Source organism: Paenibacillus sp. J22P51, assembly GCF_059692215.1.
Genome location: NZ_JCAUAZ010000001.1, coordinates 442,314 through 469,245, shown reverse-complemented (window position 1 = coordinate 469,245; position 26,932 = coordinate 442,314). Strand labels below are relative to the sequence as shown.

Annotated in this window: 20 protein-coding genes; 18 read left to right on the top strand and 2 right to left on the bottom strand. The window is 41.5% G+C overall.

All coding sequences use genetic code 11. The features are described 5' to 3' along the window. Positions 1-1,479 (bottom strand): spore germination protein, encoded by a 1,479-nt coding sequence (locus tag AC58QC_RS01585; protein WP_497413458.1) that lies wholly within the window; start codon positions 1,477-1,479, stop codon positions 1-3. Positions 1,480-1,944: 465 nt separating this feature from the next. On the opposite strand from AC58QC_RS01585, the gene AC58QC_RS01580 reads away from it, so the two are divergent. The 8 genes from AC58QC_RS01580 to AC58QC_RS01545 all read left to right on the top strand — a co-directional run bounded on the left by AC58QC_RS01580 (position 1,945) and on the right by AC58QC_RS01545 (position 11,388). Then, positions 1,945-2,166: a helix-turn-helix domain-containing protein gene (locus tag AC58QC_RS01580; RefSeq protein WP_497413457.1), complete on the top strand. Its 222-nt coding sequence runs from the start codon at positions 1,945-1,947 to the stop codon at positions 2,164-2,166. A gap of 1,013 nt (positions 2,167-3,179) precedes the next feature. Continuing rightward, entirely contained in the window at positions 3,180-4,478 is a 1,299-nt protein-coding gene (locus AC58QC_RS01575) for an ABC transporter substrate-binding protein (protein ID WP_497414052.1), read from the top strand. A 101-nt stretch (positions 4,479-4,579) separates the two neighbouring features. Continuing rightward, positions 4,580-5,464 (top strand): carbohydrate ABC transporter permease, encoded by an 885-nt coding sequence (locus AC58QC_RS01570; protein WP_497414051.1) that lies wholly within the window; start codon positions 4,580-4,582, stop codon positions 5,462-5,464. Next, a complete protein-coding gene (locus AC58QC_RS01565) occupies positions 5,461-6,306 on the top strand; it encodes a carbohydrate ABC transporter permease (RefSeq protein ID WP_497413456.1) in 846 nt (281 codons plus the stop codon). The genes AC58QC_RS01570 and AC58QC_RS01565 overlap by 4 nt, the downstream gene beginning before the upstream one ends. Positions 6,307-6,325: 19 nt before the next feature. Continuing rightward, positions 6,326-8,434, top strand: coding sequence for an alpha-N-acetylglucosaminidase (locus AC58QC_RS01560; RefSeq protein WP_497413455.1), 2,109 nt, complete (start codon positions 6,326-6,328; stop codon positions 8,432-8,434). Between the two features lie 63 nt (positions 8,435-8,497). Beyond that, positions 8,498-9,322: a response regulator transcription factor gene (locus AC58QC_RS01555; RefSeq protein WP_497413454.1), complete on the top strand. Its 825-nt coding sequence runs from the start codon at positions 8,498-8,500 to the stop codon at positions 9,320-9,322. Further along, positions 9,319-11,022 carry a sensor histidine kinase gene (locus tag AC58QC_RS01550; RefSeq protein ID WP_497413453.1) on the top strand — a complete coding sequence of 568 codons (1,704 nt, stop codon included), beginning with the start codon at positions 9,319-9,321 and terminating at the stop codon, positions 11,020-11,022. Before AC58QC_RS01555 ends, AC58QC_RS01550 begins: the two co-directional genes overlap by 4 nt. A 48-nt stretch (positions 11,023-11,070) precedes the next feature. Then, positions 11,071-11,388, top strand: coding sequence for a hypothetical protein (locus AC58QC_RS01545; RefSeq protein WP_497413452.1), 318 nt, complete (start codon positions 11,071-11,073; stop codon positions 11,386-11,388). 309 nt (positions 11,389-11,697) lie between these two features. Here the strand turns inward: AC58QC_RS01545 and AC58QC_RS01540 are convergent, their stop codons facing one another. Further along, complete coding sequence (locus AC58QC_RS01540) at positions 11,698-12,597, bottom strand: AraC family transcriptional regulator (protein ID WP_497413451.1); 900 nt, start codon at positions 12,595-12,597, stop codon at positions 11,698-11,700. A 142-nt stretch (positions 12,598-12,739) separates the two neighbouring features. Here AC58QC_RS01540 and AC58QC_RS01535 point away from each other — a divergent pair, with 142 nt between their 5' ends. From AC58QC_RS01535 to AC58QC_RS01490, 10 genes are all read left to right on the top strand, one after another. Beyond that, a complete protein-coding gene (locus AC58QC_RS01535; RefSeq protein WP_497413450.1) occupies positions 12,740-14,092 on the top strand; it encodes a hypothetical protein in 1,353 nt (450 codons plus the stop codon). After that, positions 14,079-14,225, top strand: coding sequence for a hypothetical protein (locus AC58QC_RS01530; protein ID WP_497413449.1), 147 nt, complete (start codon positions 14,079-14,081; stop codon positions 14,223-14,225). The genes AC58QC_RS01535 and AC58QC_RS01530 overlap by 14 nt, the downstream gene beginning before the upstream one ends. A 341-nt stretch (positions 14,226-14,566) precedes the next feature. Then, positions 14,567-16,930, top strand: coding sequence for an AraC family transcriptional regulator (locus AC58QC_RS01525; protein WP_497413448.1), 2,364 nt, complete (start codon positions 14,567-14,569; stop codon positions 16,928-16,930). A 214-nt stretch (positions 16,931-17,144) separates the two neighbouring features. Further along, complete coding sequence (locus tag AC58QC_RS01520; protein ID WP_497413447.1) at positions 17,145-18,776, top strand: extracellular solute-binding protein; 1,632 nt, start codon at positions 17,145-17,147, stop codon at positions 18,774-18,776. A gap of 70 nt (positions 18,777-18,846) precedes the next feature. Continuing rightward, complete coding sequence (locus AC58QC_RS01515) at positions 18,847-19,806, top strand: ABC transporter permease (RefSeq protein WP_497413446.1); 960 nt, start codon at positions 18,847-18,849, stop codon at positions 19,804-19,806. A 13-nt stretch (positions 19,807-19,819) separates the two neighbouring features. Then, positions 19,820-20,698, top strand: coding sequence for a carbohydrate ABC transporter permease (locus tag AC58QC_RS01510; RefSeq protein WP_497413445.1), 879 nt, complete (start codon positions 19,820-19,822; stop codon positions 20,696-20,698). Between the two features lie 151 nt (positions 20,699-20,849). Further along, complete coding sequence (locus tag AC58QC_RS01505; RefSeq protein ID WP_497413444.1) at positions 20,850-22,256, top strand: alpha-L-fucosidase; 1,407 nt, start codon at positions 20,850-20,852, stop codon at positions 22,254-22,256. A 36-nt stretch (positions 22,257-22,292) separates the two neighbouring features. Next, positions 22,293-23,444: an SGNH/GDSL hydrolase family protein gene (locus AC58QC_RS01500; RefSeq protein ID WP_497413443.1), complete on the top strand. Its 1,152-nt coding sequence runs from the start codon at positions 22,293-22,295 to the stop codon at positions 23,442-23,444. Beyond that, positions 23,441-24,817: an SGNH/GDSL hydrolase family protein gene (locus AC58QC_RS01495; protein WP_497413442.1), complete on the top strand. Its 1,377-nt coding sequence runs from the start codon at positions 23,441-23,443 to the stop codon at positions 24,815-24,817. The genes AC58QC_RS01500 and AC58QC_RS01495 overlap by 4 nt, the downstream gene beginning before the upstream one ends. 282 nt (positions 24,818-25,099) lie before the next feature. After that, the gene (locus tag AC58QC_RS01490; RefSeq protein ID WP_497413441.1) at positions 25,100-26,878 is read left to right on the top strand and encodes a hypothetical protein; all 1,779 of its coding nucleotides are present in this window, start codon (positions 25,100-25,102) and stop codon (positions 26,876-26,878) included. The last annotated feature ends 54 nt before the right edge of the window (positions 26,879-26,932 follow it).

The window sequence follows — 26,932 nt, the reverse complement described above, 5'->3', positions numbered from 1 at the left end:
TTATTTTCTCCTTTGACTGGTTCGCCATTTCTGTAGGGTATGTAAATATTCAGGACGTTCCTTCATCCAATGGAAAGGACCCCGAATGAAAAGATCTAACCAATCCCTCCAGTAAAGAGGAGCTAAGGGGGCAAAATAAGGTTGTTTCAAAGATGTGATACTATTCAAATGGACAAGAATAACAATTATCCCGAATACTATCCCTAACATTCCGATATAGTTGGCAAGGAAAAGGAAAGCGAATTGAAGCAGTGTGTTTGATTTGGTCACGAGATAATTAGGGACTAGAAACGAAGCGATAGCCGTAACACCTACTAAAACAATTAATATTTTGCTTGCAAAACCGGCTTCAACGGAAGCTTGTCCTACGACAATGCCACCGATCACGCCTAGTACTTGACCCGACTTTGTGGGCATCCTAAGACTTGCTTCTTTGATGATCTCCAGGGTAAGCAGCATTAAAAATGCTTCCCAAAATGGCGTAAACGGCAATTTGGTTCTAGATTCTAATAATACAAAAAGAACTTGCATCGGGAGCATCTGATAATGATGCGTGGCTAACGCAACATAGATCGGGACTAATATTAACGAAAGTACATAGCTTACATATCGCAGCAGCCGCAAAAAACTGGCAACCAGCCAGCGATTAATGTAATCCTCTGGAGATTGAAATAGATGAAAAAATGTGATGGGAGCCGTTAACGCAAATGGTGTATTGGCTACTAAAAAAGTAATTTTTCCCATCGATAAAGTGAAAGCGCATAGATCCGGGCGGTCGCTTTGTTGAAATTGCGGGAATATACTATGATAATGATCTTCCATGAATGCCGCAACATGGGACGAATCCATAAAAACATCAAAATCAATGGTAGATAGTTTACTTCTTGCAATGGAAATAAATTCGGGATTGGTCACCCCTTCCATATACATCATGACAACCTCTGTTTTACTTACAGAACCGACAGAAAACCTTTCTGATTTTAAAGATGTCGATGGAAGCCGTCTGCGAATCAATGTCACATTTTGATCGATTTGCTCACTGAAGCTGTCCTTGGGTCCAAATATAATGGTTTCGGTTTCCGATGTTTCGATGGCGCGAGTCAATGGATTTGGAAGAAGTGCTGCCCACCACTGATTCTTCATAGGTTCATAGAGAAGGATGGATCCCGTTAATAGTTTCTGCTGACCTTCCTCCATCGTGACAATTCTGGATACCTTAGCTGTGGCTATGCATTCATTTATTTCTTTAAGATCACAGTGGAGCAGCGGTTCGATAACGGATTCATTTAAGCGTTCTTGGTCAATTAATGTTCTTATGTAGAGAAACATCACCATTTGATCATTATTGGTCCTGCGTTCGATGATTTCTGCATCGTCCATGTTGGCCAAAATTTGTCTAAATGAATCTATCGTTAGGACGGTATTCTGAGGTTCAGGTTTCTCAAAATGGTGTCCAATCTTAAGCTTCTTCCAAAACATAAACACCATCCTTACAAAGTGGGTAGTAAAAATTGAAAATATTGGTTATGCCTTTATAATTTATCCATGACTGGATCATTTATACCCTTAGGGTTCGTCTGTATGAGAATTGTTTCATGAGGTGCATGCGGATACATCAGTATTAAGTCTACAGGGTTTAACAAGTCATAGGATAAACTTTTCAAAAAATATACACGAAAAAGCAGAGCTGCTTGTAGGGATTAACAACTTATACAAAAAATTATGCTTGAAGCTAAAGGGTTTTCTTGGAGGGTTAGAGAAAGATAGGGCAACCAGAGGTAATAGAAGTGTTGGGATTATTTGAAAATGCCGGGTAGTTAATCTAACGAAGAACTATAGCTTAATTAACAAAAGGGCTGCCGCGTGATATTATCCCCTTATGGTAGACAACGAAAAAAGATCATCTGTTATGATGAACTTATGTTGTTTACTGGAGGGGGTTTTTTGAGTTCGGAAAAAAGAAAGAACAAGGTATATTCAGAGGAGATTAAAGCGGAAGTGGTCAGACTTCATTTAGAGGAGGGGATTAACCCCTACCGAACTGCGGAAGTGTTTGACATTCGAAGCAAAACGCAGGTACAAAAGTGGATTAAAAAGCATCTGGAGGGTCCTATAGAGGACAAACGGGAGAAAACAGCTTGGAGAAAAGGAAAGCCAAGAACTTGAATTATCGTAATGGGATACTTGGTCATGTTAAATTGGATATTATCTATTGTATCGATAGAGAAATATCTGGTTACACAAACTACTTGACGTTACCAAAACCAAAGAAGTGTTAAATAGATTGCCTTAAAAATAATACGTGAGAATAATTTAAAACAAAACACCCGGTAGCTTTTTTTTAAATTAGCTACTGGGTGTTTTGTTTTTATTTAGAGCTGTGAAATGAAAATATTTGGTTAATGTATACAATACATTTATTCTTTGCGGATAGTCTCATGAATTATGAAAATATCATTTAGAAAATTCAGCAGTTTGTAGGCTATCGTCCTTAAATGTATTTGTTAGAAAGGTTGTGAATATTTATGCATACAATGAATAACTACAAATTTACTATTACAAATAATTTTGAAACAGTGGGCTCAAATTGTATTATATAGAATTTTTTATAAATGTATTTTGAAACAAAACAAACGGAGCGCCGCGGGTTTGCGGGCTCCGTTTTATAGTTATTTATGAAACATCACACTCCTCCTTGTAAATGTTTCAAATTTTGTTGTAGTTTTTGTTTCAAAAAGTGAACATGCATAAAAATGTATAAGTATACATCCTGTTTTATTCATTGAAAAGTAAGGCTAGAGATTCCTTATCTCTGGCCTTTTTGTGTTTAAATTACATTAAGTTTCTGAATTCGGACCGTCCCCCTATATGCCTAAGCTGCCATATACCAATCAGACTGTAATCGATCTGTGGGACGTTTGTTTATGGATGTCACGATATCTAAAAGACAGGTTTCCGGCTTGGATCGAGTAACTCATACTTGTGGAAGGTGTTCCAACAAAGGAACGCCTTCTTTTTTCTTTGTTAATGTATCTAAAAAAACTAAACCGTTTTTTCATATCATTCCAAAGAATCTTAGATTTTTAACAAGTGAAACGTAGGGTATAGTAAGTATCAGAACCGGTTCAAGCTTGTGACATATCGTAGACAACAATTAGGAGGGGTTTCTTTTGAAAAGAATGTCGACAGTACTTGTTTCCATGGGGTTGGTTGCATCCATGGCGCTTACGGGTTGTGCTAGTAATAATGCAAGCGATTCCACGCCTGCTTCTCAGGCAACACAGGCCCCAAAAACGGAAACACCAGCAGCTAAGCAAGAGAAGGTTAAAGTAAGAATGGCTTACTGGAATAAAGAAGAAAGCATAAAAACACTGCTTGATTTGGTCAAGCAAAAGCTTCCTAATGTTGAATTGGAATATCAATTTATTGATAACAAACAGTATGACAATATCATTTCTACACAGCTGGCTGCACAATCTGGACCTGACATTGTTTCTGTAAGTCCTTCAAACAGTGCGAAGTATGCAAAACTGGGTTATTTGACGGAGCTTTCCTCACTAGCGGACCGCTATAATGATGCAGGAAAAAATGTGTACTCTGTAGACGGTAAATTGTATGCGTTACCAGGCATTAGTTGGTTTGAGGGAATTTTCTATAATAAAGATATTTTTGCTAAATACGGTTTGAAGCCGCCGACAACGTTTGAAGAAGAACTGCAACTCCATGAAACTTTGAAGAAAAATGGGGTTAAGCCGCAAGCGATGGGTGCGAAATCATGGGAACCGATGATGAAATCCTCAATGGGTTTTGTGATGAATGACTTCCTTTCCAAACCAGAAAATAAAACGTTCGATTTCCAATATGGTCAAGGGCAAAAAACGTTGGAAGGCAGCTGGAATAGTGCGGTTGAGAAGTGGTCGGAACTCATCAAACGCGGTTACATTACCTCGGATATGCTAGGCGTAGACTACGATCAGGCGTTGGATGAATTTGCAACGGGCAAAGCAGCAATGTGGGAGTCCGGACCTTGGGCGATGGAAACGATTAAAAAGAAAAATCCGAACTTGAAAGTAGATATGTTCCCATTCTACGGATCCCAACCTGGAGCTGGCTGGCTCATCGGAGGTCCTGGAGTAGGCTTTGCAGCAAATAGCAAGTCCAAAAACTTGGATGCGGTTAAACAAGTCCTTAATCTTATTTCAACGCCTGAGGGACAAAAAGCGTTCTGGCAAGACAACCAAGGCGGCAGCAGTTATTTAAAAGGTGTTGAGTTCGAAATGCCAGCTGAATATCAAGGTGTCAAGGCTACTTTCCAAGCAGGCAACGTGTATGCGCCTTGGAACAATTGGGGAGATACGGCAGGGGCAATTATTGAAGACTACGGCAAGCATCTCCAAGAACTGCTAGGCGGCAAAAGTGATATCAGCCAAGCTTTGAAGGCAACGGATAAGAAGACGGCCGAATTAGTTAAAAAGTAACGAATAGCAAGTGTATTAAAGAAAACCTTGGCAGTTTTTGGTGGCAGAACGTGCTGCTAAGAGCTGCCGAGTGTTTATAAGAGAGGTTGAGAAGCGTGCGAATGAAGCTGCTGCGTCGTGAACTGAATTATTTTTCCTTAATAGTGCCTGCGCTTCTGTTTTATCTATTGTTTGCAGTGTATCCGTTTGTTTCCATGTTTTACTACAGTGTAACCGATTACTCCGTTTCCAAGATGACAAATTTAAGCTTCGTAGGCTTCAAAAATTATAAAGCTTTGTTACAAAACGACCTTCTGATTGCAGGCTTTAAAAACTCATTGATTTATGCGGCACTCATGACAGTTTTCCAAACTGCTTTCGGTTTAGTGCTTGCTGTGTTTCTGGATCGTAAACTTGTGACCCGTAATATCCTTCGTTCGGTCTTCTTTCTGCCAGCGGTGTTCAGTCCGCTCATTATTGGGTTCTTGTGGAATTATTTGATGTCCACCTCAGATTTTGGCTTGATTAATAAGGGGATAACAGCGCTAGGCTTCTCGAAAATTAATTTCCTGGGAGATGCCGATCTTGCCCTCTATTCGGTTGTCCTGACGCAGTTATGGCAGTGGACAGGATGGGCCATGGTCATTTTCCTAGCGAACCTGCAAAACATTCCTAAGGATTTGTATGAAGCGGCTAGTATAGACGGCGCATCAACGTCTACGCAGTTCTGGAGGATCACACTCCCACTAATGCAACCATCGGTCAATGTAGTTGCTGTTACGGCGATGATCGGCGGACTCAAAGTATTCGATATTATTCTTGCCCTTACGGACGGCGGGCCGGGTAATGCAACGCAGACGATTATGACGGCTTATATGAAGACGTCTTTCAATGAAGGCTTTTATAGTAAAGGTGCAGCATCAGGTGTTGTGTTTTTCCTCGTCGTGATGGTGATTACAGTCGCAATGACCCGCGTTCTTGGGAAGTGGAGGGATCGCATCCAATGAGATTCAATGTTGTATGGAAGAAGCATGCTGTCCAATTATCAATGGAAACGATAATGATCTTGATTGCCGCATTGTTTTTTATCCCTGTATATTATTTGATTGTTACCACATTCAAAGCACCGGATGAAGCGACTTTACATCCGTTAGCTTTACCGAGCAGCTTACAGTTTGACAACTATGTCGTCGCTTGGAAAGCGATGAAGTATCCGCAGGTGTTCCTGAATACGTTGTTCATTACGGGTACTTCTGTAGTCGGCATTATCGTTGTCTCTTCGATGGCGGCTTATAGTTTGGCCCGAAGAACACATCTGTTGAACACCATTATTTTCTACTTGTTCTTAGCGGGCATGATGGTTCCGTTTCAGATGGGTTTGGTCAGCTTGTACAAATTGATCAATAAACTTGGGCTTATGGACCATCTCTTCGCTGTCGTACTGGTGAATATCGCCAATAATAGTGTCATTGCCATATTTCTGTTTTACAGTTTCATAAGCTCATCCGTACCTATTGAGCTGGAAGAGGCAGCTTTTATGGATGGATGTTCGGTTCACGGCGTATTCTGGCGCGTTGCATTTCCATTGCTGACGCCGGTTATTGCCAGCGTTGCGATTATTACAACGTTGAACGTGTGGAATGATTTTATGAACCCGCTGCTCTTCCTTCAGTCCAGAGAGAATAATGTCATTTTGCTCGAGGTATTCCGAAATATCGGTCAATTTTCTGTGGATTGGACCAGTTTGTTCCCGATGCTGCTGTTGGGAGTGGCACCGTTACTCTTGTTCTATCTATTCATGCAGAAGTACATGATTAAAGGTGTTGCCGCTGGAGCTTTAAAGGGATAGTTGTGGGGGAGGAAACGAAATGAGTTTATCTGCTGTTGAAACTCTGATTGTCAGAGTGGCGGGTCATAAGACGGCTTCTCAAATTCAGTTAGAATGGCTGTCAGGTGAGGAAGCGGACGTATTTGAAATTACGGATAGTCGAGAGGGTATTCTGATTAAGGGATCCTCGGAGAGTGCTTTGACTTCGGGCTTTCATTGGTACTTAAAGCATGTGTGCAACTTTCATTGGTCATGGTGCGGCAGCAATCGTCATATTCCGGAACAACTGCCGCGGGTTGGAGAGCCGATTAGGCAGGTAACGCCTTATAAATATCGATATAACTTGAATTATTGTACGTATTCCTATTCCATGCCATTCTGGGATTGGGAGCGCTGGGAGCAAGAGCTTGACTGGATGGCACTGAACGGCATCAACTTGGTGCTGAGCTTAATTGGACAGGAAGAGGTATGGCGCAGAACGTTAATTCAGATGGGATATACGGATCATGAAGTCTCCGATTTTATATGCGGACCTGCATTCTTCTCTTGGCAATGGATGCAAAATATGACCTCGTGGGGCGGTCCGCTGCCAGATTGGTGGTATGAAGATCGAACCGATCTTGCGAATAAGATTCACGCCCGGATGCAAGAACTTGGCATATTTCCGATCCTACAAGGATACAGCGGTATGGTGCCGAGAGACTTCAAGCTCAAATTTCCTGGATCTTCACCGGTAGAACAAGGCAAATGGTGTTTCTTTGATCGCCCGTCCTTGTTGTTACCAAGTGATCCTATGTACAAGCTAGTTGCGGATACGTTTTACGATGTACAGAAGAAGGTGTTTGGCGAAGGGATTCATTACTACAGCATGGATCCATTCCATGAAGGCGGCAATACAGAGGGCATCGATCTGGCCAGTTATGCAGTTCAAGTGCAGCAAACGATGCTGCAGCATGATCCGAAGGCGGTATGGGTATTCCAAGCTTGGGAAGGAAATCCGAAACGTGGCATTTTGGAAGCCGTTGATCCTGCACATGCGATGGTTCTTGATCTTTGGTGTGAGTCAAAGCCAGCTTGGAAAACCACGGAGGCTTTCTACGGCAACCGCTGGGTATGGTGTATGATTCAAAATTACGGGGGTAAAAATGGATTATTCGGCAATCTGAAGACGATTGCGCATGAGCCGCTAGCTGCTATGAATCATGGAGCAGCGGGTAATATGATAGGAATCGGTATGGCAATGGAGGGCATAAATACGAATCCGGTTATGTACGATCTCCTCACGGACATGATTTGGCGTCAGGAGGAACCGGAACTTGATGATTGGTTAGCGCATTACATGATGAGAAGATATGGAAAGGCGCCTGCTGCAGCGAGACAGGCTTGGATGCTATTGAAGAGCAGCGTGTACGACTGCGAAATCGAGCAGCAAGGAGCCGTAGAGTCGCTCATTTGTGCAAGACCTTCCCTGGAGATCATGAACGTTTCCAATTGGGGGCCAACGGGGTATCCTTATCAGGTAGAAGATGTACGCCAAGCAGCACTAGCATTGTATGCGTGCTACGACGAATGCAGTCATGCTGACGGCTATCTCTATGATCTTGTTGATGTGACCCGTCAAGCGCTGGCAGACTTGTCTCGCACGTTGCACGGTCAGATGGTTGAAGCGTATCGGCTAAGGGATCTCGTAGCTTTCGATGCTTGTGCAGTTCGATTCTTGGGACTGATCGACGCGCAGGAGCGGCTGCTTCGTACACGTCCAGAGTTCAAACTGAGCGAGTGGTTGAATTCTGCACGGGCCATGGGGCGCACCTCGGAGGAGAAGGACTGGTTCGAATGGAATGCGCGCACACTGATCACGGTGTGGGGGCCTGAATCTTCGGCCCAAGTGCTTCGAGACTATTCGCATCGGGAATGGTCTGGTTTAATCGAAAGCTTTTATAAGCCACGCTGGCAGATGTTTATCGAATCGCTTCGAACGTCATTAGAGACAGGTGAAGCGCCTGTGATGATCGACTGGTATGACTGGGAACAGCAATGGACACGAAGGACGGATGTAAACCATGACGAAGAGGAATACGTCCTGTCTGGAATCATTGAAGATATCTTTGCTCAATATTTGCATGACAGCAACAGTTTTCAATCGTAAGATTGAAAACTGTTTTCCGTTTCTATTGTTCATTTGCTAAAATGGGAGCAGGAGGGATATCGCATGTATAAAATCTTAATTGCAGATGATGACAAAATCGAACGTGACGGTATTAAGTTCCTCTTGGACAAGCACGCTTTTCCTTTAGTAATCATGGAAGCCAAGCATGGAAGAGCTGCAGTGGATATTCTTAAGGAGCAGCGTATGGATATCCTGCTCACCGATATTAAAATGCCTTTCATGGACGGTCTACAGCTGAGCAAAGCGGCAAGGGAGCTGCAACCACATCTCAAAATTATTATTTTGAGCGGACATGGTGAATTTGAATATGCGAAGACTGCGATTTCATTAAAGGTTACCGAATATATGCTTAAACCCGTAGAGCCTGACAATTTCTATAGTGTTCTTGCTGCGGTCATTCTACAATTAGATGAGGAACGAACTGCGCAGCTTTTGCAGCAAGAATGGCAGCAAGCCTATGAAGCAGGACTAATGTACCGTCAAGGGAAGGACATTCAACTGGTTTATGAGAATCCGATGGATGATGCTGATCTAGACTCGCGGAAACGTGCCGTTGAAGATGTGCTGCGAATTATCGATAAGGAGTTCGACCAAGATTTAAGTCTGGAGTATCTGTCCAAGAGAGTACATTTATCTTCTAGCTACCTCAGCCATACCTTTAAGAAAGCGATCGGAATCAGCGTTGTTAAATATATCAATCAATTTCGTCTGGAGAAAGCCAAAGGCTTACTCGATCAAAGTAACTATAAAATCAATGATGTGTACAAAATGGTCGGATTTTCCGATATGTCCTATTTCGGTATGTCATTCAAACAATATTATGGCGTGACACCGACACAATACAGAGAAAAGGTGCGATCGACGTGAAGCCGCTTATCGCCTTTTTCAGCAATCGCAGTGTTCGTCAAAAGCTGATTATTACCTACCTTTTCGTCGTCATCATCCCGATCTTGGCGCTCGGCACCTACACCTATCAATCTTCTAAAGGGTATTTAAAAAAACAAATTATGATTGGCATGAATAACACTGTCAGTCAAACCGCGCTTAATCTGAATCAAAACATGGAGAGAATCGGACATTTCATTTCTTTCATGGCCTTTAATCCCATAGTAAAACGTGTCACTGGCTATGAGCTGCCGGATATGTTTAGCTACACCAAAGAACTGAATGAAAACATTGAGCCTACCATTTGGTACTACATTAATATTGAACGAGAGTTAAAGGAAATCTTTTTTTACTCCGACTATGCAAGTACGCAAATTGGGAATTTCGTGTATCCGAGCCAAACGGTTCGCGATGCGAAGTGGTACGAAGCGGCCAAGAAAGCGAACAAAACACAATGGTATTATGATCATGAGAAGCAGGTCCTTTATGCGACACACAGTATTCTGAAAAGTGATAACAGTACATTCGCCGGCGCCTTATATGTCAAAATTGATTATGAATTGCTATTCGAGAAGTTCAATCAGGTTTTTGACGGGCCGTACGGGATATTAATTACCGACAGCGAACGAAACGTCGTATACGCAGCGGGGGAAGCCGAGACGCTGACTACATCTGCGAGACAATCGTTTGTCAGTCAACCTGAGGGACAGTTTCGGATGCACGGCAATGAATATATGATATCGAGAAGCCTTCTGTCCAATTCGGATTGGACCGTTACTTATTTTATGCCGACAGCAGGAATTATTGTAGATACTTATGATATCTTAAAAGCGACCGCTTCCATTATCCTGTTATGTGTCATCGTGTTAATCTTCATGATTTGGATGTTTTCGCGTACCCTTGTTCAGCCTATTCTCGCATTGAAGAAGAAGATTAGTATCGTCGAGAATGGCAATTTCGATGTTCCTATTATCGCAAATGGAAGGGATGAGATTAGCGATTTGACACGCAGCTTTGCCGATATGGTCAAGAAGGTTCAAGATTCGATTCAAGAAACCGTTCAAGCCAGAATACTGGAGAAGGAAGCAGAAATGAAGGCGCTACAAGCGCAAATTTCACCGCATTTTCTATATAACACGTTGTCCATCATTAACTGGAAAGCTATTCAAATTAACGCTGGAGACATTAGCAAAGTAGCAAATGCGCTGTCCAAGTTTTATCGAACAAGCTTGAATAAAGGGAAGCATTTGATCCGTATTCAAGATGAAATTAGCAACATACAGGCGTATTTGGACATTCAATTGATCATGCACGACCACGAGTTCGATGTAGTTTACGAAATTGACGAAGCGACGAAGCACTACGAAACGGTGAATTTTATTTTGCAGCCTATAGTGGAGAACGCCATTATTCACGGGATCGACGAGAAGGAAGAAGGAAGGGGCCAACTCCTTATTCGAGCGACAGTGGAGGCGGACAACATTCATTTCATCGTGCGTGATAATGGCAAAGGAATGGAGGCGTCCCAGCAAGCTGGCTTGTTGCAATCAGGCGGCTATGGACTGCGTAATGTGCAGCAACGAATAGAGCTCTATTGTGGCCAGGAATATGGTATCACGATTGAAAGTGAAATTGGAGTTGGAACAACTGTTCATGTCAGGATTCCATTGATTCAAGAGTAACTCAGCGAAAGTTTTGCAGCGCATCAACCCGTTCGTGAGCTTGCTTTTTTGCTCGATACGCCATTTACGACAATTAATTCGCCGGTGGTCATTCTGGACGATCAAGATTCACCTTTTTTCAAACAGTTTAAAGGAACAATAACGGATAAAACGAAAGAATTGAACGATTTTGTAATATCATTAAAAGTAAGCAGCAAAATCATCGCACGACAACAGTTGAACGAAACTCCGGATATTACGATTAAGGTAAACATGAATATATATGCAACTGAACAGAAAAGGACGCATTCTCCTATCGGAGTTCGCGTCCTTTTATTTTATTTGATACATGTCTTGATTAAATATTCCTATATTCGCCAGGAGTAATTTGGTGGTCACAATGTTCATGGACTTACTCATTTCTCCGAGTGTATCGATAACGGAGTGGATAATTTCTAAACTCATCAAGGAAAATAAAGTTCGTTAGTGGGTGTTCACTTTTGTGAATACCTACTTTTTTATTATTTGAGGTTTGTTATTAGTAATTAGTATTAGTTAATCAGGATACCGTGAAAAAATAGGTTATGTTGGCGTTCATCCATTGTGTACAAACAGGCTCAAAACTACACCATTTCATAAGTGGTTACATGACAATTACCCAATAGATTTGGTAACAGGTCACGGTGATGGTGATGATTAAGAGTTCGGATCCCGGTATTTTGAGCTGTATTGCTTTTTATATTGAAAAGGTGATACACCTACATTCTTCTTAAAGATTTTGCAAAAATGCGAGGTATTAGTTAACCCTAGCTTCGCAGCGATTTCCTGTATCTGCAAGTTGGTATTCAACAGCCATTTACGCGCTAGATTCATTCTTCGAATTCCAATATATTCCCGAATGGAACAACCGATTTCCTGTTGAAATAATGTAGATATATAGTTCGAGTGAAGATGGAGTGCGTTTGATAGATCCTCCATTCTCCATTCTTCTGCAATGCGACTCTCGATCCATTCCAATGCACGTTCAATATGAGAGCTTCCTCTAGCCTGCACTTGAACATTTCCGTCTTTTAATGGTTGACAATGCTGGAGCCAGTGCACCATCGCCGATACCGTCGCCGTACAAAACTCCATTTTCAAATTCCATGTCTCTGAGGCATCTCCGATCATGATATTAATCAGTCGTATACCTTGAATTAATGGGTGATTCTCGTGCAGCTCCGTCAAGAATGGCATTGGAACAGGTGAATCGAGAAGGCTTCGTAAATAACGATCCGCATGCGGGAAGGTTGTAAGAAGGGAGCGTAATGCTAACGGCTCGAACAATAAATAAGACCGAACACAGCCTTCGCGATGAAAGCGCATACGATGGAGCTGAAAAGGTTGAAATATATACAACGTACCTGGTATTAGCTCTATCTGAGACCCTTCACATATTAAGTTACCTGAGCCTTCATGTATATAAAAGAGTTCGAGTCCTTGATGGGAATGGAAAATATCGTCCTGGTAATCAATGTTTCTCCGATAGGCGGCTTGAAATGGGAATTGGTTCAGTCCAAAGTGTTGAATATGCTTGGGTCTAATTTGAAAAGTCAATTATGATACCTCCCTATGCGTGCAATGATCTGAGAAACGCGTCATTTTACCTCATATCAGGATCACTTCTATTTGTATTATAGCATTATTATATTGAGTGTAAGGATTATTGTTATTTAAAGTAATCAGGGAGGATTTTATTATGGAAACGCCACAAACGCATGAAGAACAATTTGAAATCGATATTGATCGTACAGAGCTTCCGAAAGATATTACCGCGTGCGGAGGGAAACTGCTGCGTCCCGTAGAGACGAACCGCCGTTTGTTAACGCTCTTTTGGCTGGAGTTTGAATTATCAAGGCTGACAATGGGATGGGTTCCCTGTTTCCCGGACTGGGATATTAAAGGAGAACTGATGCGTATGTCTTATTTGCACACGCTGCATATGAAAGCAATTATGGATCGTGTGCAAGAATTGCCGGGACCAGGGCTCAACGATAGATCTCGAACACCGGTTGTTATTCGCGAAGGATTTGAAGTGCTTTCTCTTGCACCGGGCCTTGCAGAATTTGCTCAAACCTATGGATTGTTACTTAGTGCTGTTTATGGCTTATACGACAAGCTACGGCAAGATATGGACTCGATCCTAGATGCACCTTCGTTCGATGCGTTGCGATCCGCGGAAGCGAATCGCCAGCAACTTGTCGAATGGGCAAAAGCGTATATACGGAAAGAGGAAGCGTCCGAAATCAATATAGAACGTTTCGAGAGATGGAATACGTATTGCAAAAAAAATATTGCCATTATGCTTTCGAACACAGAATCCAAAGAGGTGATTTGGATAAATCCACCTAGCGACCAGTCAATGGGTCCCGTTCCGATTATTGCGGCCCCAGATAAACGATTTCCACTGTTTCAAGGGGAAGGGAATTTGCTTCGTCATCCGAGCAGCCCGGTTAATGACAGCGTAAAGCAGATGGTTTACATTAACGCAACTGAAATGACATCTGCGGAATCGTTGGCTTATTTATATTACGGTGTTCAAGGCATGCCGATCAATTTTTACCTAGACGTTGCCCGACATACGTGGGACGAAGCCCGGCATAGCCAGATGGGTGTCAGGCGTTTGCGGCAATGGGGCTACGAGACGGAGCAGTTTTTTTGGGCCGGGACGCAGTCACTTACAAAAGATAATTTAAATACCGTTTTCCCCGAATTTTATGCAGGTCTAACTATGATTGCTGAACCTTGCTCATTTTTTAAGAAACGCAAATCAATTGATGCGTTCTGGAAGTTTGGTGATGCGGAATCGGCCATTCAGTCGGAGTTCGATATCGCCGATGAAAGGATGCATGTAGATTTTGGTCAGAAGTGGGGAGCGAAGCTCTTCGAGCATATGAACGACTTTCAAACTGCTCAATCGGTGCAGGAAAAAGTTCGTGCTCGTCGGCTTCAAACGCTTGGCATAGAGGATGAAGAGATCGCACACTTGCTGAAGCATTTCCCAGAAATGTGCGGTTTTACAACAAAGGAGCTCGTATATGACAAATACTAATAAAGTGCCTTTCTCGACAATTCCTAGAAGCGTTGAAGAGGTATCGCGTTTAGGCTTCGGCGCGATGGGACTTTCTGGTATGTTCGGGACTCCACAATTTGAAGTTCGGATTTTGAATACAGAGATTGAATGATGAATTGGAAAAATGAACAAGCTGGAGAAATGACACTTAGTCAGTGTTGTTTCTCTTTTTTTGTAAGTATGGATAGTTTTCTTTAAATCGTACAGTTGTTAAAACAAGAAAATGGAATTGAACAGTAGTGGAATTGGGCGCGAGGCGAGATAATCAATTTACGAAGCTTAGATTAGTTTAGGAAACTTGTCTATAAAATATGGACATTGGTCCATAACAATCCCATTATCCCATAGAGGCGTAAACAAGAATAATCGTATGATATCGTATTATAAGATATAATTTAGAAAGGACAGTAAATATCGTCAGACAGTCTTACAGAATTAGGAGTGTGTGTCTAGGTGATCAAGAGCATTTGGCAGAAGAGAAGAAGTGTTATCATAACATGGCTCTTGTCATACTTGGCGGTCTTGTTACTGCCGATCTTGATAAGCGTATTTGTATATCAAGAATCTAATAATGCCCTTGAAGGTGAAATTCACAGAGCCAATGAAGCGTTGTTGAAACAGGTTCGAGAAAACATAGATAAGGAATTTGCTAATATTACAAGATTAAATTCAGAGATCACCTGGAACACCAAAATTCAAGATCTCATGTTTACGGATAAAATGGCAAAAAATGATTATCAATTCTCACTGTTTCAAATCGTTCAGGATTTGAAAGTGTTCAGAACTTCATATGCTCAAGTTACTAATTACTATGTCTATTACTTACCAGGTGATGTCGTTCTATTGCCAGGGCTAGTACGAAGTAGCAAGGACATGTATGAAGAAAACTATAAGAGTCCTGAACTTAGCTACGATGCTTGGATGGCTTTGTTAACTCAAAATAAGCGTGCTGTTTTTATTCCATTGACATATAGGAGCGAAACGGGAAGTATTCATCCGTCTATTACCTATATGAGTCACCTTTCTTCTAGCGAAGATGCGAAGCCAGAAGGAACGGTTGTCATCTATATAGACAGTAAGAAATTATTGGATGCTGTTCAAAACGTGCAATTGTTTAACGGTGGTGAGGTGCTGCTGCTGAATCAAGATAATCAGATTCTGTTGTCCAGTAAGGGAACCAGTCATTTTCCAGCTTTTAAGAATCATGCTTTTACAGAAGAATATGGCTCTTTTCATGAGACATACAACGGTCAGGATTCTGAGATCTATCATATCAACTCTACTATCCCTGGCCTCAAATATGTGACAATTGTGCCTAGCAATTTAGTATTGCAAAAAGCAAATAAAATAAGAAACTATACATTTATCAGCATTGCCTTAAGTATTCTTGGGGGGAGTTTGTTGGCGTATTTCTTTTTGAGAAGAAACTATACGCCCGTTTCACGACTAATACATTCTTTTGCCGATGAATCTTATGGAAAATTGGCTACTGGACATAATGAGTTTCAATTTATTCAACACATGATCTCGAATACGTTAAGTGAAAAAGAACAGGTAAAGGTTCGCCTTACGCAGCAAAATTATTTATTACGATCTAATTTTATGACCAGGCTGTTAAAGGGGAGGTTAGACAATCAGATATCGATTGAGGATTCACTAACAACTTACGAGATGCACTTTGTTAGTGAACAATTTGCGGTCCTTTTGTTTTATGTAGAAGCCAATGATTTGTTTTTTGAAAGTATAAAAGGAGAACACGGCGGTGCCGATAAGCTGAAGTTGCTCCAATTTATTGTGACAAACGTTGTCGAGGAAATGATAAATTCCAAGCATATTGGCTATATGACGGAGATTGATGACATGTTAGCCTGCCTCGTCAATCTCAGAAGCATGGAAGAAGGATCTCCTGAACTTCGTGAGATTGCATGCGAAGCGCAACAGTTTTTAAAAGATAAATTTAAAATAGATCTAACGATTTCGATCAGCAATGTGCATACTTCGCTTGCCAGCATAACGAGCGCTTATAAAGAGTCTGTTGATGTGATGGAATATAAGCTTATATTGGGCGATAAGGATATTATTTCTTTCGATGAGATTCAAAGGGAAGCTCTTGCCGAAATCCCGCACGGCTACTATTATCCACTTCAACTTGAGCAGCATCTTATTAATTTCATGAAGGTTGGAGATTATGATAAAGCCAATGAAACCTTGGATGACATCATTGAAAGGAATTTAAAAATGAATCCGATCTCATTGTCGCTTACTCGCTGCTTGATGTTTGACCTAGTTAGCACAATGGTGAAAGCGCTACATGAAATTGGTGACATGCTGGATGTTTCACATGTAGTGAGTGTAGAGGAGATCGAAAAACTTACAAAGTGCGAGACCATTCAAGATGTACATCTGCAGTTGACACAAATGTTGAAGGACGTTTGCGACATTACGTTTGATAAAAGGAAATTAAATCAACTTCAATCGAGACAAAATGACTTAAGTGAGTTGTCGCAGGATATTATAAGTTATATTCAGCATCAATTTGATGATGTGAATTTAAATATTACCATGATCGGTCAGCAATTTCAGATGAGACCCACCTACTTATCTAAATTATTTAAAGAGCAGACCGGTGAGGGGCTACTTGATTTTATTAATAAGGTCCGTATTGAGAAAGCTAAAGAATTATTAACCAATCATAAGCTTACCATGAATGAAATTTCTAGCATGGTTGGATTTAATGAAATAAACAATTTTATTCGAATATTTAAAAAGCATGAGGGCACTACGCCTGGGAAATACAGGGAAACGTATGTTAAATAAAGGGGAGAGGTCGTTATAAAGGCCTTCTCCCTTTATTTTTGCCACGGATAGCGAAAAAAGTAGATGAAATTGCACGAAAAGTTGATCGTGATTCATTTTTTGTTGATGCTTTTGCAGGTTCTTTTTATATTTTTTTCGTAGCCGCTTAGTCATAATGAAGATGCAAGCAGGGAAAACAAACGAAATATAAACAATTATTCAGGAGGGTTAAAAAATGAAAAAGAAAATGAAATTAGTTTCAACAATCGTATCTATAGCTGTACTGAGTACGACGTTGATCGCTTGCGGCAAACAACAAGATAAGCAAGAAGCATCTCCATCCGCTTCTACTTCAACACAATCAACTGCAGTGACTTATCCACTTAAGTCAGATGTAAAGCTTTCTTATTGGACAGATGCGTATAGTCCAATGCTGCAACTCAAGCCAAGCATACAAGATATTCCTTTTTATCAAGAATGGCAAAAGAAAACGGGACTGAATATTAATTTCCAAGGTCCTGCTGCTAATCAAACAAAAGAACAATTAAATGTTATGTTAGCATCAGGTGAATTGCCAGATATGATCGAATATACTTGGCTGGACTATCCAGGTGGTCCTGAAAAGGCGATCAAAGATGGCGCCATTTTGAAATTGAATGATGTTATCGATAAATTTGCTCCGAATTTAAAGAAATATTTGAAAGATCACCCTGAAATCGACAAAATGGTAAAAACAGATTCTGGCTCCTATTTTGCTTTTCCGTTTGTCCGTGGTGATGAATACTTAGCTGTTTACCAAGGCCCCATCTTAAGAAAAGATTATTTGGATGAATTAGGCCTGCAAGTGCCGACTACCATTGATGAGTGGTACACTGTTCTGAAAACATTGAAGGAGAAAAAAGGACTAGAAGCGCCATTATCGTTCCTTGGTACACCTCGACCGCTCGCCGGAGTTAATGAAGGGGCATTTATTGGTGCTTACGGTATTAATAACTCCTTCTTTGTGGACAACGGTAAAGTGAAATACGGGCCTGCTCAACCTGCATATAAAGATTACTTAACAACAATGCGTAAATGGTATGCAGAAGGTTTGCTCGATAAAAATATATCAACTGTGGATGGAAAAGCGCTGGATACGAATATTACATCTGGCAAATCTGGGGCAACTATCGGCAATGCAGGTGGGGGAATCGGCAAATGGATTGGAGCTGTAGCTGGCAAGGATGCGAAGTTCGATTTAGTGGGGGCTCCGTATCCAGTTCTGAAAAAAGGCGATAAGCCAATGTTCGGGCAAAAAGACTTCCCATTCGTGAATGGTGGAATGGTTGCTATTACGGGGAAAAGTAAAAATGTGGAACTTGCTGCGAAATTTCTTGATTACGGTTACAGTGAAGCTGGTCATAACTTCTTCAACTTCGGTACCGAAGGTGTTAGCTACACGATGGTTAACGGAAAACCAACGTATTCAGATTTGATTATGAAAAATCCTGAAAAACTTACTATCGCGCAAGCTATGTTGTTAAATATTAAAGGAAATTCAAGTGGACCTTTCGTTCAAGATAAAGGTTATGCGGAACAATACAACCAACTGAAACAGCAAAAAGATGCGATATCGACCTGGCAAAATACAGACATCATGAAATATAAAATGCCTCTAGTTTCGCCTACACCGGAAGAAAGTTCGGAATTTGCTAAAATAATGAATCAAATCAATACCTTGGTGGATGAAACAACGCTCAAAATTATTTTAGGCGCGGATCCTATAGATAGCTTTGATAAATACTTAGAAAAATTAAAGTCGTTGAATGTTGACCGGGCCATCGCTATACAACAAGCTGCATTGGAACGTTATAACAATCGTAAATAGTTATGCGAAAGAATAGGGGAACGTTAGTTTCCCCTATTTCTCTTCAAACAAACCGAAAGCAGGGAATTCTATGGAAAACGGACTTTCCAAAAGTTATTTGCAACCCAAAATAAAAAAGAGAACACTGAAAAATATACTCGCTCAAGACTTTCTTCTAAACAAATCGCTTTATCTTATGATGCTTCCAGTTATTGCTTTTTATGTGGTTTTTCATTATTTGCCTATGTATGGAGCAATTATTGCCTTTAAGGACTATGTTCCTATTAAAGGTATAGCGGATAGCGAGTGGGTAGGATTTCAAAACTTTCAAAATTTTCTGAGTGGATTTTATTTTTGGCGCATACTCAAGAACACAGTAATTATTAGTGCTTATTCTATATTTTTTGAGTTCCCGGCGCCTATTCTACTTGCTCTACTGCTTAATGAGTTGAAAAATAAAACGTTTAGAAAAGTTGTACAGTCGGTTTCCTACATGCCGTACTTTATATCCATGGTCGTCATCTGCGGTATAATTACAGATTTCACAAATAGCGGCGGCGTAATCAACTCCATCGTTACTCATTTCGGCGGAGATGGTCAAGCTATGCTGCAGAAGCCTGAGTTATTCCGTCCTATTTACATCTTGTCTGAGATATGGCAAAAGGTAGGATGGGAGTCCATTATTTATGTAGCTGCTTTAATGGGTATTGATCAGGAGCAGTATGAGGCGGCAAGGATGGATGGGGCAAGTCGTTGGAAACAGATGCTTTACGTTACATTGCCTGGCCTTGCTCCTACTATTACGATTATGTTCATTTTACGCATGGGTAATTTGCTCAATGTCGGATTTGAGAAAGTGATTCTACTGTATACTCCGATTACGTATAGCACTGCGGATATCATATCGTCATTCGTGTATCGCAGCGGTTTATTGGAATTTGACTGGGGATTCAGTACAGCAGTTGGCCTGTTCAATTCCGTTATTAACTTGATCTTACTCATTCTTGCAAATCAAATCAGCCGTAAAGTTAGTCAAAACGGATTGTGGTAAAGAGGTGTCATACATGCAGAAGCCTAGTTTGTCAGAAAAAATATTTGATATCGTTCTCGTTCTCATTATGTTGATGTTTATTGCTATTACAATATACCCATTAGTATACGTTGCATTAGCTTCTATTAGTGAAGCAAGCCAGTTGATTGCACATAATGGTTTTCTTTACAAATCGTTAGGGTTTAATCTTGATGCGTATAAGCGTGTATTCACTAATCATCATATTCTAACCGGTTATGTAAACACAATCATTGTTGTAGTTGGTGGAACATCTGTGAGCTTACTCCTCACTTCACTTGGCGCTTATGTGTTGTCACGGAAAAACGTATTCTGGAATCGTGTATTTATCTTTATTATTTTATTTACCATGTTTTTCACTGGTGGTCTAATTCCCCTATATTTAATTGTAAAAGGGGTAGGACTTTATAATTCTTTATTTGCGGTAACTCTTCCATTTGCGATTAATACATTTAATTTAATAATTATGAGAACTTCATTCAGTGCGATACCAGAAAGTTTAGAGGAATCAGCCAAAATTGACGGAGCGAATCATTTTATTATTTTGTTCAGAATTATCATTCCGTTATCCATGCCAGTCATTGCTGTGATGATCTTGTATTATGCCGTGGAAAGGTGGAACGGCTGGTTTTATGCATCCATCTTTATACAAAACAGAACATTATTCCCATTACAATTAGTGTTGCGTGAAATATTACTTTCCAATTCGACAGATGGTATGTCAAGCGGAAGCGATTTGGCTGAGGGACTTCAAATTGCGGAAACAATTAAATATGCCACTATTATGGTAGCTACTTTGCCTGTTCTACTGATCTACCCGGCTATTCAGAAGTACTTTGTTAAAGGCGCTATGGTGGGAGCGTTAAAAGGATAGTAATGTAATTCGATAACAGTGCAGTGGATTGATGAATGGATTGATTTTGGCCAGGAATCTGAATAGGGATTTGTTCAGTCAAATGAACAATCCCATTTTCAATATAATTTTGTTACCGTGAACACTTCGTCATTTGAGAGGGGCAAAAGAAATGAGTAAAACTGAAGAGCAAATTTACAATCAAGAGGAAAGGCAAGAGGTATATCAAGGAATTCATGACTACACAGCTGAATCCGAGTGGATTAAACCAGATAATCAGCTTCTTTTGGAACAACTAGAATGGTTCAAGGATCAAAAGATTGGATTCATGATTCATTGGGGTCCTTACTCTCAACTTGGTCTTGATGCATCTTGGTCTCTAAGCGATGAAGATGCGGTGTGGTCCAGGGAGAACATCGATTGGGAGGATAACGAGGATTCGTTTAGAGATCAGTATTTTAATTTGAATCGAACATTTAATCCGATACGATTTCAACCTGAGTTATGGGCAGAATTGGCACACGAAAGCGGGTTCAAATATCTAATTTTTACTACGAAGCATCATGACGGCTTTTGCATGTGGGATACAAGGACGACAGAATATCGAATTACAGGCTCGGAAACCCCATTCCATACTCATCGATATGCGAATATTGTCAAGCATGTATTCGATGCGTTTCGCGAAAAGGGTATGGCGATTGCAGCTTACTTTTCCAAAGCGGACTGGCACTCCCCCTATTATTGGGCACCTGGAATGGAAAGTAGTCGATCAACTTGGCGTGGACCGTCCTATGATCCGAAACAGTATCCATGGTTATGGGAGAAGTTTGTCAAGTTCACGCATGAGCAAATTGAGGAACTGACGACCAATTACGGCAGAATCGATGTCCTATGGCTAGATGCTGGTTGGGTAAGTGCCAAAAAATACGGTCAAGATATTCGTATCGGCGAGGCAATTGAAAAAGCGCGCGAGCATCAACCATGGATGCTAGCTGCAGATCGAACGGTTGGCGGACTCTATGAAAATTTTATAACACCTGAACAATTAACTCCTGACAAACCACTGAATGTTCCATGGGAAAGCTGCATAACGCTGGGAAAATCATGGGGATACCAATTTGAAGATCATAAGAACTACATGTCCACACGTCAGATTGTCCACACGCTTCTTGAAATAGTAGCCAAAGGTGGAAATCTAGCTCTAAATGTAGGGGTTCAACCTGATGGAAGAATACCGGAGGATGCTGTTCATCGGATGAAGGAGCTGGGCGCGTGGCTGAAAACATATGGTGAGGCAATCTATGGCACAAGAATATGCGCGCCTTATTATATGGAGAACTGCGCATTTACTGTAAAAGCAGAGACAGTATATTGTACTTATTTGTATGATTCGAAAGACGCGCAGGTTAAGGACGTGATTAGTATTCCTTATAAGGAACGAATATCGAACGTTGAGTTGGTTGGAACCAATGAGAAGCTTAATTTCAAAGAAACGGATAATGGTTTGAGCGTATGGCTTCCGAGCTCTGAAATCACAGAAGAGGCACCAATCGCACATGTATTTCGAATAATGAAGTGACAAATTTATAATTACGATATTTGAGGTGATTGTAACATGCTACCTATCAAAGCAGGGTTTCCTAATTATTTCATTCGGAGTGGTTTAAAGAGAATAGTGGATAAGCTAGAAAACAGTCGTATAGCGAACATCGCTTTCATTGGGGGATCTGTGACGTTAGGATCTAGATCTTCAGAACAAGAGCAAACAAGTTACCGGGCACTGACGTACCGATATTTTGAGCGTCGCTTTCCCGATGTAGCAATCAAGTTCATCAATGCAGCAATTGGCGGAACCGATTCTACTTACGGTGCATTTCGGTTCGAGGACCATATCATCAAACTTGGGGCTGTCGATCTTTTATTCATAGAGTTTGCGGTAAACGATGCTGGAAACCGGAACGAGTCCATCCGGGCAATGGAGGGAATCGTACGCCATACCAAAAGATTCAATCCCCATGTGGACATTTGTTTCCTTTATACAGCCAATCAATCTGGCTCCGAAAGCTATTCGGCGAATGGTAGATTTCAGGAAAACATTTATAAACATGAAGAGGTTGCCGAATATTACCAACTTCCTTCCATAAACATGGCTGCTGACATCTATAGCAGAATCGAATCGGGAGATCTGAAATGGGAAGATTTCAGTGCGGATACTGTACATCCGAACGACTACGGACACGCCATATATGCCCAGTCACTCGAAGTTTTCTTGGATGAGGCGATTTGTACAGACAAAGTGAAATCAAATGATAAAATGGAGCTTCCTTTGCCGATGGATCCATTTTGTTACGAGTCAGGCAAGCAATTAGATCCTCTTACGACCAAGATTAGCTCTGGTTGGCAAATGATCGATGGCTGGACTACCGAGAAAACTTGCAATTGGACGCCACCAGCAGATATCTTCATGGCGGAGACCCCTGGCTCTGAATTTATGTTCCGTTTCACTGGAATTGCAGTCGGCATTTCTATGCTGGCTGGTATGGACACCGGAGATATCGAGGTTTCAATTGACGGTGAATCATTTCGTCAGATATCGCTATTTGACAAATACTGTCCGATGTTCTATAGACCGAAGACCGTTATGTTTGCCGATGAGCTTGAATGTGGGGAGCATATTGTAAAAGTTCGAATATCTACAGAAAAGCACGAACAAAGTGAAGGCCATGCAGTCAGAATTTTGAAGCTGCTTGTGAATGGAGAGCTATGACAAAGATAAAGAGGCAACGTGGTATCCAAGGCATTAAAGTTCATGGATTAGATGTTATTTTACCAAGAAAAATATACATTCTAAAAGGTGATACCCTTAATAAGGAACAATTGAATCTGTTTTTCAAAAATTTAATCTTAGCTAACTCGTCTTATGATTATAAAAATATAATCATTGACGTAATCGGGAGCTATGGGAGACAGTATGACGGATTTTGGAGAATGGAATCAGATAGTTCAGCATCAGGGTACTCAGTGCCAAGCACTCCGTTCACTTTAATCATAAATGTTATGGATAGAGCCTTAAAGACCGTATTTACAAAAGCCTGCACGGTGGAGTTAGTTGATAAATCTAATTCTACAGCGGTACGTCTATTAGCAATCGGTGACAGCATTACAAGGGATGGCTCCTATTTGAGGCAATTCTTAAAATTAAGTAATAGTAGTACTCAAGGTACAAGAACTTATGATACTATGGATGATCCTGTTAATCGCGAAGGACGGGGTGGTTGGACACTAAGGAATTATATGTCTAACATCGGAACGACAGCAGGTGATAGTCCATTTGTTTTCCCTACTACGGTTAGTGGAAGTGCCTACAAGGGTAACACGGATTTTTGGAAGAAAGTCTGTTATACAAATTCTAACGATTACGATTATCAAGGATTCCAAAAGATCGCAAGAGGTTGGAACCGTTCGAGTTACCTCTACGATGCAAATGGTTATTATACAGAGCCTAGTGTTGGTGATGTTATGGTTGACCCTTCGAAATCAGAAGGACAGCAATGGGTTCAATGGAATGGAAGCCAGTGGGCGGTAATGACCCCGCAACCTAGTACATTTGGGGTCGATTTTTCGAAATACATCCAAAGATTTTCTGCTGCTTTCCCTGATGGTACGCCTACTCATGTCTCTATTTTACTCGGGGCAAATGACTTCCAATTAACAACAGGTGTAACTGATATCGATGTATTTATTTCTAATTTGAACACGTTAATAAATTCGATCCATGCTTATAATAGTGAAATCAAAGTGATTATTAATTTACCAACGCTTGGAGCAGGTCAAGATGCTTGGGGTATTCAATTAGGATCAGGTGCAATCCAAGAAAATTATGACCGAAATATGAAGCTGGAAGCACAGAGGCTACTGTCCGAGTTTGATACCGATACGGCAATTTCGAAACATATTTATATTTGTCCAATGGGGCAATGCTTAGATACTGTATATGGGTTCGATTACACAATTGAAAACGCGAACATTTATTCAACCGTGCAAGTGACCCGTTTTAACAATTGGGTTCATCCGAATACTACCGTGGGACATAAACAAATGGGAGATGCACTTATAGCATTAGTTCAGAAGACTAGATAGTGAACAAATGACTTTCTTTATCATTACTCAATTACGATGACGTACAGGCGAATGTCTATGACTTCGCCTGGTTTATTTGGGGCTCAGCACAACGGAGATTATGAAGAGAACAGGAGAAATGACACTCAGACAGTGTTGTTTCTCTTTTTTTGATTTTGGACAGTTTTCTTTAAATCGTACAGTCGTTAATACAAGAAAATGGAATCGAACAGTGGTGGAATTGGGTGCGAGGCGAGATAATCAATATTAATCGCTTACATTTTTGATGGGAGAGTTATGAATATGCAGACGTTACGTATTTTGGAGCTGTGGTGGGAGAAATGCGGTTCCCTCCTTAAAGTGAATGAGGGGCTAGTAAGTCATGGCGGGCCGGGTCATACGATTGAAGCTTCCAAGGTTCAGGAAGCGCACGAAGGCCGTAGCACTGCCAACTATTACGCAATCGGCACCGCGAGTGGCATGCTAAGTGAAGCAGAAGGATCGACAATTTTGAAAGCTCTATCAGAGCTGCAGATCACCGACGAGTCAAGTCCGTATTACGGAGCTTTTCGCTGGTATCGAGAAGAGACGCAGGTCAACGATTCGAATGCGGCTTTTTTCACTCTTTTTCCGCTCGTCGTATTGCGACTTTGTTTGAATGAACGCATCCCCGCAGCGCATCGTGAGCAGCTCGATCTCATGTTTGAACGGGGTGCAGCTTGGTTTGAGCACGAGCTCAAGATGCCGATTTTATATTATACGAACAAGATTGTAAGCGATGGCGCAGTATTGCTGGCCATTTCACACATATGCGGGTTGGAGAAATACAAGCAAGCAGCAACGGACTTTTTTAAACGCTGGCTTACTTATACGGCTGAGCGCGGATGGGGCTGGGGTGAGAATGCAAGTCTAATTTATACCAGTGTAACCTTGAGTTCGCTCAAGCTTGCCTGCTTGTCCTTGCCCGAGGAAAATGATGGGCTTCTGAAAGAACTGCAGGATGTAATGGGTGGCTTGCTCGATTACTTTCAATTTCATGGCGGATATGAGTTCGTACCAACGATACGTAGCTACAACGTAGAAGGAAAAATCAAAATAAACAGTTTTTTCTGGTGGATAACTGGCATTGAAAGCAAGCAATCCCCGGAAGAGATGAAAAATGAGGATCTTGCGGGTGGGTTAAACTTTCTGCTGTTTGAAAAGGAGCTGCAGACGGATAAACCCATTGTTGAACTGCCGGTTCCACGCAACCGAACCGAACGAATTATGGATTCGAGCTATGCGAACACCTGGATTGGCGTTACTGGCCGAATTGGCAGCGTTGATAGATTCCCGGTCATCGCTGGATCCTATCAATGGCCGACTTGGGGTCTGGCTTGGCAATCGTATCCGGTATCGCTGGCGGTGGAAGGGCACCAGATCTCCTACCTGCGCTGGTATGCCCATGACGGTGAGAATGTAAGAATGCATCCGGCTGCTTTCCAAAAGGCGTATCTAGGACCAGCGCTGTTCAAGGAATCGTGGTACCCAGATACCCAGCTCAGGTCGGTTCAGCAGAACCATGCTCTATTGGTTGTGCGCAGCATGAGCCGAATTCATAACGAGGCAAGCGAGCTTGCCGATGAGTGGGTTGTGCCTCGCTGGTCAGGCGAGATGCAGACGGCTCTGGGCGCAGACGGCCGAGCATGGACCATCCTGCAATATCCACATTCGGCAGTTTTAATCGCACCGCTGCAGGGCATTTCATATGGCGAGACTGCTCGCCAAGCACCTGTGATTCATCCCGTTCTGGACGGCGATATACTCCGATTAAGACAGATGTTCTACGCAGGAGAAACGAAGCTGCTGCAGCAGGCAAGGTTGGAAGCTGGCTGGGCGATTTACTATGCTGAAGGTATAAGCAGTTTATGTGAAGCCACAGCAGTTGTAGCTCGATTAAGCCTTGTAGAGGCATCTTATAAAGACGGAGAAGTTCCACGAGAAAGCTATATGGAAATCAGACATACAACGTTGTTTGAAGGAGACACGAAGCTGGCAGAGCTGGTTGTTGATCCCCATAAAATAGAATGCGGTGAAGCGTAAGGAACGGAACGATGGAGCATAACAAAATGGAGACGCACGCACTTATTGAAAAAG